Annotated in this window: 1 protein-coding gene; it reads right to left on the reverse strand. The window is 64.9% G+C overall.

Annotated features, from left to right (window positions below; genetic code table 11):
• Positions 1-140 precede the first annotated feature (140 nt).
• The gene (locus tag NUV94_08130; GenBank protein ID MCR4392703.1) at positions 141-1,850 is read right to left on the reverse strand and encodes an IS1634 family transposase; all 1,710 of its coding nucleotides are present in this window, start codon (positions 1,848-1,850) and stop codon (positions 141-143) included.
• Between the last annotated feature and the right edge of the window lie 231 nt (positions 1,851-2,081).

Consider the following 2,081-nt stretch of genomic DNA (forward strand, 5'->3'; position numbering starts at 1 on the left):
TACTTGTCGGTGCTTGGGGGTCAGCTCTCGCTTGCTCATGGTTCTGCTTCTCATTCTAACCCGAAGTTCCCGAGGCGTAACCAGCAGGTAACTGAGATGGCGAGGCGGTTTTGTCTGCGTGGGGGATGTCGGGCTACTGGCTACGGGGTGATGGTGTCCAGGAGTTCCAGCGCCCGGTGTTGCTTGGGGTTGGGGATGGTGACCATGGGGAACGTGGGCTCTTCAGGCCCGGCGCCTCGTCGGCGACAGGCGTTGCGCACGATGGTGGACAGCTCAGCCAAGAGCGTCCGGAAGCTGTGGACGTCGCTTCCGTCTTCGAGGCGCCTCAGGCGCACTTTCCTCAGACAGCGCTCGGAGCGGCTCGCCGGGGCCACCGGATCGCGCGACCACCGCGCATCCACCTCCTCATCGCTCCACAGGAGCTCCCGCCACGCCTCCTTCATGTGCCACTGCACGTAGTAAGCCAACACACAGAGGAAGATGTGCGCCCGCACCCGCTCCTCCAGCCGGTGGAACATCGGCCCCACAAGAAGCGGGAGCGACTTCAGGCTCCTGAACGCCCGCTCCACCTGGCAAAGCAGCTTGTAGCTGCGCACCGCGTCAGCGCTTCCGAGTTTCTCCTCGGGTAGGCTCGTCCGGATCACGTACAGCCCGTCCAGCGCCGCCTCCTTGGCCACGCTCTGCTCGTTCACCTGGAAGGAGAACCTGTCCTCCTCGATGCGGAGCAGGAAGTGCTTGGCCACCTTGTACTTGTTCACCACCCGCCCCACCCGCAGGCCGATCTCGTCCTGCCCCCGCAGTCGCCCGCGGTCCACCATCCGCTGCACCTTCGCCAGTTCCCGCTCGGTAGCGGCGATGAGCGAGGTCCGGGTCTGCGCCCGGTGATGGGCTACCAGCGGGTTCCGGCACACGATCAGCCGCTCACCGGGGTAGTCAGGGTGGGCAACCTCCATCAGGTTACGCTCGTCAAACAGCGACGGCTGGATCGTCCCATCCTTCACCAGCTTCCGCACTTGGCTCCCCTTCAGAGCTGTGATCCACCCGATCCCAGAGAGCTCCTCCTGCTCCCCCAGCTCCTCTACCTGTTTCGTGCCGATCGTCCCCCGGTCCCCCACCACTGCCACTGTCCCCAGCCTGAACTCCTCCCGCACCTGCTTGACCTCGCCTAGGAACGTGTCCGCGTCCGCCGTGTTCCCCGGGTACGCCGTCACCCCCACCGGACAGCCCCGCTCATCGGTCAGGAGGCCGAACTTGACCTGCAACTTCCACCTCTTGCTCCCGTGCCCCAGCGCTGCCAGCGGGCACGTGTGCCCCTCGTAGATCACCGCCGTTAGGTCATACAGCGCCAGCCCCCCTTCCCGCAGATGCCGGGTCGCCAGCTTCCGCTCGATCCGCTTCTGCCGCTCCCCCAGCCAGTCCAGCGCTGCGTACAGGTCATCCTCGTCCGCGTCCTCTACCCCGAACTCCTCCGGGATCGTCGTCGTGTGCCACCAGCGGGTGGTGGCAAGCTTGCTGTCCGGCGCCACCAGCCGCGCTGCGATCATCGCCAGGACCAACTCCCGCTCCCGTGACGGTCGCGAGGCAATCAGCTCAGCCAGCCCCAGCCGCCGCATCGCCACCCCAACCGCCTGCACGTGCCCGTGGTGGGCCGAGCGGATGGTCTCGAACAGCTCATCCGCCCCCACCAGCTTCTCCCCCCGCAGCACGCGGCGCATCGCCAGGACCTGCTCCATGGACAGACTGGACAGGTTGGCCAACGTGCGCTTCTTGACCTTGCCCCCCTCGCGGTACGCCTCGCGCAACAGCACCGCCGACGGAGAGCTACGGTTGGGGACAATGTCGATGTACATGGCACATTGTACACCGTCACGCACGCTCTGTCAAGAGCAAACACACTATGTTACATGGGTACACTTACTCACGCGCAAGCTCCCTCTTACCCGTCCAGCTCTTCGCTTGCGCTACAATAGGGTCAGGAACTTCGGCCTAGAAGAACAGGCCCTCGGAACCCACTGCGGGTTCCGAGGGTTTCTGTTTTGGGTTATCCGGTCCCTCCAGCCCCATGGGCCAATGAACGTAAT

It is taken from the genome of Candidatus Acetothermia bacterium (genome assembly GCA_024653305.1).
In the GTDB taxonomy this organism is placed as follows: domain Bacteria; phylum Bipolaricaulota; class Bipolaricaulia; order Bipolaricaulales; family Bipolaricaulaceae; genus JACIWI01.